At 34.6% G+C, this 7,560-nt stretch carries 10 protein-coding genes and 1 pseudogene; all 11 read left to right on the top strand.

The window, feature by feature from the left end; translation table 11 throughout:
* Window positions 1-309 (top strand): annotated as a pseudogene (locus JR312_RS05270) (hypothetical protein); the annotation flags it as partial.
* The gene (locus JR312_RS05265) at window positions 302-1,474 is read left to right on the top strand and encodes a phage tail sheath subtilisin-like domain-containing protein (protein WP_416647898.1); all 1,173 of its coding nucleotides are present in this window, start codon (window positions 302-304) and stop codon (window positions 1,472-1,474) included. The pseudogene JR312_RS05270 and the gene JR312_RS05265, both read left to right, overlap by 8 nt.
* 15 nt (window positions 1,475-1,489) lie before the next feature.
* Complete coding sequence (locus JR312_RS05260) at window positions 1,490-1,996, top strand: phage major tail tube protein (protein WP_416647897.1); 507 nt, start codon at window positions 1,490-1,492, stop codon at window positions 1,994-1,996.
* A gap of 61 nt (window positions 1,997-2,057) precedes the next feature.
* Window positions 2,058-2,258, top strand: a complete 201-nt coding sequence (locus JR312_RS05255) for a hypothetical protein (RefSeq protein WP_007303020.1) — start codon at window positions 2,058-2,060, stop codon at window positions 2,256-2,258.
* A complete protein-coding gene (locus JR312_RS05250) occupies window positions 2,242-2,523 on the top strand; it encodes a type II toxin-antitoxin system RelE family toxin (protein ID WP_416647896.1) in 282 nt (93 codons plus the stop codon). Before JR312_RS05255 ends, JR312_RS05250 begins: the two co-directional genes overlap by 17 nt.
* A gap of 83 nt (window positions 2,524-2,606) precedes the next feature.
* On the top strand, window positions 2,607-2,864 hold the full coding sequence (locus JR312_RS05245; protein ID WP_010405430.1) for a phage tail assembly protein: 258 nt from the start codon (window positions 2,607-2,609) through the stop codon (window positions 2,862-2,864).
* Between the two features lie 109 nt (window positions 2,865-2,973).
* Window positions 2,974-5,256 (top strand): phage tail tape measure protein, encoded by a 2,283-nt coding sequence (locus tag JR312_RS05240; RefSeq protein WP_316659346.1) that lies wholly within the window; start codon window positions 2,974-2,976, stop codon window positions 5,254-5,256.
* Window positions 5,256-5,603 carry a phage tail protein gene (locus JR312_RS05235; protein WP_022626303.1) on the top strand — a complete coding sequence of 116 codons (348 nt, stop codon included), beginning with the start codon at window positions 5,256-5,258 and terminating at the stop codon, window positions 5,601-5,603. Before JR312_RS05240 ends, JR312_RS05235 begins: the two co-directional genes overlap by 1 nt.
* Window positions 5,600-5,809, top strand: coding sequence for a tail protein X (locus JR312_RS05230; RefSeq protein WP_010081876.1), 210 nt, complete (start codon window positions 5,600-5,602; stop codon window positions 5,807-5,809). The genes JR312_RS05235 and JR312_RS05230 overlap by 4 nt, the downstream gene beginning before the upstream one ends.
* Window positions 5,810-6,754, top strand: coding sequence for a contractile injection system protein, VgrG/Pvc8 family (locus JR312_RS05225; protein WP_213863549.1), 945 nt, complete (start codon window positions 5,810-5,812; stop codon window positions 6,752-6,754). It abuts the gene before it with no gap.
* Between the two features lie 57 nt (window positions 6,755-6,811).
* A complete protein-coding gene (locus JR312_RS05220; RefSeq protein ID WP_416647895.1) occupies window positions 6,812-7,333 on the top strand; it encodes an ankyrin repeat domain-containing protein in 522 nt (173 codons plus the stop codon).
* Window positions 7,334-7,560 lie beyond the last annotated feature (227 nt).

Below are 7,560 nucleotides of genomic sequence, written 5' to 3'. Positions count from 1 at the left end.
GGAAATTCTCACCAAAAAGCTAAATCGTATCAAATACAAGAAAAAGCCGCAAAAAGCATTCTAGCAGCACCAGAGTCTATAAGTAAAAAGGATACAGAAATTATAGAACCATTAGCAAAAGTCCGTGGTATTACAGTTATTGAAATGGCAAGAATAATTGAAGAAAAAGCAAAAAAAGCAGTAAAAGAAATAATTAAATGTGAAGAGTTGGAAGACATTACCAAGAAGAAAATTGCAGAAGCAAAAAGTAAAAATGAGCTAGAGAACTTACTAAACGATTTTAAACAAAAGATACAAAGAAATGGCTGAAGAATTTTTACACGGAGTAAATGTTATTGAGGTAACCTCAGGAGCAAAGACAGTACGTACAGCTAAATCATCAGTGATAGGTGTAATTGGTACTGCACCTGAAGCTGATGAGCAAAAGTTTCCGCTGAATAGACCAGTATTAATAGCAGGAAGCTTAAAAGAAGCAGCAAAGCTTGGAAAGAGTGGCAGTTTACCTTCTGCAATAAATGGAATATTTTCCCAAATTGGTGCAACAGTAGTAGTTATTCGAGCTAAAGAAAGTGAAAACAGCGATTCAAAGCTCAAAGAAAGTGAAACTATCCAAAATATAATTGGCGGTGTTGATAAAGAGACTGGAGAGTATCAAGGGATAGAGGCATTCCTCAGTAGTGAAAGTATAGTTCATGTGCTACCTAGAATACTAATTGCACCTCAATTTACTCACCAATTACCAGAAGATGGCAAAAATTCAGTGGTTTCAGCATTAATTCCTATAGCAGAAAAGCTGAGAAGCATAATAGTAGCAGATGGACCAAATACCAATGATGAAGAAGCAATCAAGTGGAGAAAAAGTGTAGGCAGCTCAAGAGTTTATGTTGTTGATCCGTGGGTTAAAGTATTTGAAGGGGAAGAAAAACCGGCAAGCCCATTTGTAGCTGGTTTAATAGCGAAAGTAGATAGCGAACAAGGATTTTGGCACTCACCTTCAAATAAAGAGATAAATGGTATTGTTGGAACAAGCAGGCCTATTGATTTTACGCTTGGTGATACAAATTGTAGAGCAAATCACTTGAATGAAAATGAAGTAACAACGATAATTCATCAAAATGGCTACAGGCTTTGGGGCAATAGAACATGTTCAGATGACTCAAAATGGGCTTTTTTGTCAGTGAGAAGGACTGCAGATTTAATCAACGATAGTCTACTTCGAGCTCATTTATGGGCAGTTGATCGCAATATCACCAAAACTTATATAGATGATGTGATTGAGGGGGTGAATTCTTACCTTGCAAGTTTAAAAGCGCAAGGAGCAATTATCAGTGGAAAATGTTATGCAACTCCCGAACTCAATACACCGGCAAATATTGCAAGCGGGAAAGTGTATTTTGACTTCGAGTTTACACCACCATATCCAGCAGAACAGATTACTTTTAGGTCACACCTGGTGAGTGGCGCAATATTGTAAAAAGGAGAAAGAGAAATGCTACCAAAGATTTTAAAGAATTTTAACATATTTGTTGATGGTCGTGGTTACGCAGGAAAAATAGATGAAATTACGCTACCAAAGCTTACCATAAAAACAGAAGAGTACCGTGCTGGTGGTATGGATATTCCAATAAATATTGACATGGGCATGGAAAAGCTTGAAGCAGATTTCACTTTTGCTGAATACGATACAGAGCTCTTTCGGCTATTTGGGTTGATAAATGGAAATTCGGTATCTTTGACGCTCAGAGGTGGAATGCAAGGTAGTGGAAGTAATGATATTGGAGCAGTAATAATCAATTTAAGAGGCATTTTTAAAGAATTTGATTTTGGTAACTGGAAACCTGCTGAGAAAGCAACGCTGAAATGTACTGTAGCTGCCCATTACTATAAACTTACTATAGGCGGTAATGAGCTGATAGAAATCGATGCTGAAAATATGATTAGAAAGATAAATGGTGTTGATCAGATGGCCTTGCTACAAACGATTCTAGGGATCTAATATGGTTGACAAAATTACATAAAAATGTTAAAATATAAGAAGTTGTAGGTATATAGTTAATATGGATTCTAAAGCTCATACAAATTCCATAGAGCAGCTAACTGGTTTACTTGTTAGTGTAGCACAATCTCAAGACAAGTCCGTTTTAAAGTTATTAACTGAATTAATGGAAGAAGAAATTGAAGATATGGAATTATCTAAGATTGCTGACGAACGCTATAAAGAAAAGAGGGTTAAACATCAAGATGCCTTCTGGGATTAAGCCTTACAATATAGACTATTCAGAATCTGTTATAAAGAAAGACATTCCGGCCCTTCCAGCAAAAGTAAAGTTAATGGTTAAGAAGGCAATAATGGAGCGTCTAACAGTTGATCCAATTGGACTTGGAAAGCCATTAAAGCATAACTTAAGTGGACAACGTAGTTTACGGGTGAGTACCTATCGTATACTTTATTATATAGATGTACCAGAACATACAGTAGTTATTACTTCAATTGAACACAGAAAAGATTCTTATCAAAGCTAATCCTATTTATAGCACCATACAAAAAAATTAGTTATGTAAAAGCCGATATAGACTTTTATTTAATTAACTTTTTAAGGAGGAACATGCAAGCTATAACACTTAATAACCCAATAACAGTTGATGGAATTTCTGTCTCAGAACTTACTGTTAGACGTCCAAAAGTTAGAGACTATCTTGCAATTGAACGCTTAAATGGTAGTGACCTTAGTAAAGAAGTAACTTTGACTGCCAATTTGACATCAGTTGCAAAAGAAGCAATTGAAGAGTTAGATATTGCTGATTATGTGAAAATTCAAGAGGTATTAAAGGATTTTTTTTCACCGATTATCCAAAAAACTTGAGATTAGAAGTATTAATGTTCAGCTCTGTTGTAGGAGGCGGGGTTGAACAAATACTTGATATGGAGATTAATGAATTTATCTTATGGCATAAAGCAGCGAGGAAGGTACAATGTCAACATTATCTATAAAAATCGGAGCAGTTTTAGATGGCAGTTTCAGTACTGTAATAAAAGGAAGTAGCAGTCAACTTACTCATCTTGGTGAGAATATAAGAAAGCTTGACTCATCTTTAAAATCAGTATCAAAGTTTAAGCAGTTAGGTCATGATGTTTTGACTAGCAAGAGGTCATGGAAAGGCTTTGAAGATCAAGTAAAATCTTTAGCTAAACAAATGAAGGCAATAGAGAAACCGAGCAAAACTTTAAAAGCAGAATTTGACAAGGCCAAAACCTCTGCAATAAAAGCAAAAGAAGCATATTTGAAAAAGAGAGATGCTTTGCATTCATTTAATGAAGAAGTAAGAAAAAGTGGAAGAAATATTAAGTACTTAGTAAGTGACCAACATAAACTTGGCTCTTCTATTGAAGTATTAAAAGGTAAGTATGGTAAGCTTGGATCTGCAATACGTAGTCACCAAAGTTTTTTAGCAAGCAAAGCACATTTTAAGTCACAAATTATAGAGACTATTGGGCTAGGGCTAACGCTTGCAGCTCCAGTTAAAGTTGCAATTGACTTTGAAAGTGCTATGGCTGATGTTACAAAAGTGGTAGATTTTAAAAAAGGAACGGATGAAGCAACTAAATTTGCAAAGAAGTTAAAAGAGATGTCACGTACTATACCATTATCAGCCGCAGAACTGGCACAAATAGCTGCAAGTGGTGGTCAACTTGGTATCAAGAAAGAAGATCTTTTTATGTTTACAGAAACAGTGGCAAAAATGTCTACAGCATTTGATATGTCTGCAGAGCAAGCAGGTGATTCTATAGCTAAACTCTCTAACGTTTATGGAATTGATGTTAGTAAAATGGAATACGTTGGTAATGTAATCAATCACTTATCAGATAACACTGCTGCCAAAGCAAAAGATATGGTTGAAGCTCTAGCAATAGTTGGTGGTACTGCAAAACAATTTGGTCTTGACATCAAGGAAACAAGTAGTTTAGTAAATGCCTTCGTTAGTTTAGGTAAACAACCAGCAAAAGCTGCAACTGCTATAAATGCTCTACTTAGTAAACTTCAGACTGCTGAAGAACAAGGAGGGGATTTTAAAGCAGCACTAGAGCAAATGGGCATAACTGCAGAAGAAATAGTACAAAGAATAAGCGAAAACGGCGAAGAAGCATTACTCTACTTTTTTCAAACTCTAAAGAAAATGGATAACCAGGAACGTTCTACAATCCTTATGAAACTTTTCGGTCAGGAATATCAAGATGATATTGCATTATTAGCTGGAAGTTTTAACAAATACGAAGATGCTATAAGGTTACTATCTGACACAGAAGAGTACAAGAGCTCGTTGCAGAAAGAATTTCAAAACCGTGTAGACACCACAGCCAGTAAATTACGACTTCTTCGCAACGCAATAGCTGAAGTTGGTATGAACCTGGGTTCAGTGATGCTGCCTACTTTAAAATCTATAGCTGAATTTTTACAAGAAAAAACTAGAAGCATAGCGTTATTTGCAGAAAAATATCCAACTTTAACCAAAGCAATCATGGGTACTGTAGCAGCCTTGATAAGTTTAAAAGTTGTAGCAGTGGGACTAGGATACGGATTTACATTGCTAGGAAGTACGATTTTTAGTCTGAAAGCAAACCTACTTGGAGTATTTTCATTTTTATCAGCTACAGTTTTTCCTGCAGTAGTAACAGGACTAAGAGCAGTAACACTCGCTATAATGAGTAACCCTATAGGACTTTTAATTACTGGACTTGTCACTGGCGCAGCACTTGTTATAACTAACTGGCAAAAGGTAAAAGACTTTTTCTCTAGCTTTTGGAAATCGATAATAAAACCCATAGAAGAAGCTTTTTCATGGATAGGTGAAAGTATATTTGGAAAAGTATTGGGAAATAGCCCACTGAAAGAGTTTGAAAAAAGAAAAACTGAAGTAAAAGCAGTGCACACTCCCCTAAAAAGTAATATTCTCAACAGTGGAAATCCTGTGCTAGGTAACAGTATAATTAAAGAATTTTCAAAGAGAAATAAAAATAGCTTCAGAGTCAAAAGCCTTATTGAGGAGAAAAAGTTTACAGAGAGCGATAAGATATTTGCAAGGAGTAAGTTTGAAAATAAAGAACAAAATAAAACTCAGAACATCACTAATAATTACACTATCAGCATTAAAGCAGAACCTAACCAAGATGTTCTTAGTCTTGCAGATGAAGTAATAAAAAGGATAAGAGAAAAGTCACGTGATGTTTTATTTGATACGGTAGAGACATTTTATTGATGCTATCTCTTGGTCCGTATAAGTTTGCTCCCACAAGTTTAAAGTATAGCAGAGAAAATCGTTGGAGCACGATTGAGTGTATTGAAAATATGCCACTATTACAAAATATCGGTCAAGGTGTAGAAAATATAGATTTAGAAGGAATGATTTATCTGCATAATCTCAACGTGCTAAATCAATTAAAGAGTGTGAAAGAAACTGAAAAACCACATATTTTAGTAGATAGTTTAGGTAATATTTTAGGACAATTCGTAATTACTAGGTTAGAAGAAAAGCAGATGTATTTTTTACCTAATGGACTACCGAGAAAAATTGAATTTAGTTTGAGTTTAAAAAGCTATAGATGACTATATACTATGTGAGTAAAGAAAATGAGATGTTAGATCTGATTTGCTGGAAACATTACGGATTTACTGATGGAGTAGTGGAATTAGTACTAGCAGAGAACTTGGGTTTGGCAGAATACGGAAGCTTTTTGCCCGCAGGATTAAAGATAAAGCTTCCTACTATTAAGAAAATAGTACAAAAGTCAAAATTAAAGGTCTGGGAATAAATGCAGCCAGATTTTATAATAGATAAATGTGAATCAATTAAAGATAGAGTTATATCATTGCACCTTACAGATGAATCAGGAATAATAGATGATGTAGTTGAAGTGTGTGTTGATTACAGGGATGAAGACATAGATATTCCGAATGAATTGAACATAGCACTAGGTTATAAGGAATTTGGAATCTTTCCAATGGGTATATATACAGTCAACGAAGTGACTATACAGGGTCCACCTAAGACTCTACTAATCAAAGCTCATGCAACAAATTTAAGAATATCTTTGAAGGCAAAAGTATCAAAAGAATGGCGCCAAATTACCATAGAAAACTTAGTAAAAGAAATAGCCCAAAAACATGGATATGGATACAAAGTCGCTGAGGAATTTAAGGATGTATTGATACCCCATATTAATCAGGCAGATGAAAGTGATATAAGTCTGTTAACAAAGATCGCAACAGAGCGTGAAGCAATGGCAAAATTAGCTGGTGGGTATATATTATTTATTTCAAAGAATATGGCAAAATCAGCCACAGGAAAAGCTTTAGGAACAACGACTATTAGACCTCAAGATACAATTAACTGGAAAGTGCATTTTACCGTACGTGATAAGTATAATTCAGTAGTGGCAAAGTGGCATAGCTATGAAAAGGGCGAAACTATTAAAGAAACAGTTGGTAGCGGCGAGCCAAGTTATATTATGTTAGAAATGTACTCAAATGCAGAATCAGCACTAAGTGCAGCAAATGCTAAGTTAAAACAACTAAAGCGAAATAATGCAGTATTGGATATCACTATACCTGGTAATCCAGAGTTATTTGCAGAAGCTAAACTTAATCCTATAGCTTTTAATCAAGCGGTAGATGGTGAATGGATAGTTAACAGAGCGGAGCATACTTTAAATAGCTCAGGTTACCTTACTATGTTGTCAGCATCTTTGAGTAAGTAATGTTAAGAAAAAAATGAGTAAATGATCTATTTAATATTAAGAAACTGTGTGCCAAATATGAAAAAAATAAAGTATAATGAAAGAGATAAACTACATTTCGTATGGTTCATACTATTAATAGTATGCGTTGTTATTACTTATTGCTATCAAAAATCTAAAGCTACAGATAATTATAACAAAACATTACAAGTGGCTACTAGTAATTGCAACTTAGGAATAGTAAAACTTTTAGTAAAGGATATGGTTCCAAACTTGAGTGGAACAACGTTACATTGTGCAGCAAGAAAAGGATGTTTAGACATTATCAGATTTTTAATAGAAGAGGAAAAAGTAAATATAAACGCACTTGATAGAAATGCATTTAAAAGAATAGCTTTACATCACGCTGCAGGTGAAGGACACCTAGAAGTTATTAAGTTTTTATTGGAGAAAGGCGCAAATCCTAATATTAGAGATATAGATGGAAAAAACCCAAGAGATGTAGCTGTGCTAAGATCACGGCACAATAAAGATAAACCATACGATGAAATTATACACTTGCTCTATAATGCTGAAAAAGAACATGAATCTGAGCAGTAATATTTCGTAACCGGAAACAAGAAGTAGTTGAAAGATTACACAGTTAGGAGAAACATGCAAAATCAAAAAATCCCAATTACAGTAATTATCACGTTATTAATACAAACAGTAGCATTTATATGGTGGTTATCCAAGCTAGACTCAAGGGTACAATTTCACGATAAACTTATTGAATATGGTTTAAGAGGTTGTCCGGAAACAAGTAAAAGGCTATAATATCTGAAATT

The organism is Wolbachia endosymbiont of Nasonia giraulti (assembly GCF_048054155.1).
Classification (GTDB): domain Bacteria; phylum Pseudomonadota; class Alphaproteobacteria; order Rickettsiales; family Anaplasmataceae; genus Wolbachia; species Wolbachia pipientis_C.
The sequence above is the reverse complement of the archived record's forward strand: the minus strand, read 5'-3'. Positions and strand labels throughout refer to the sequence as shown.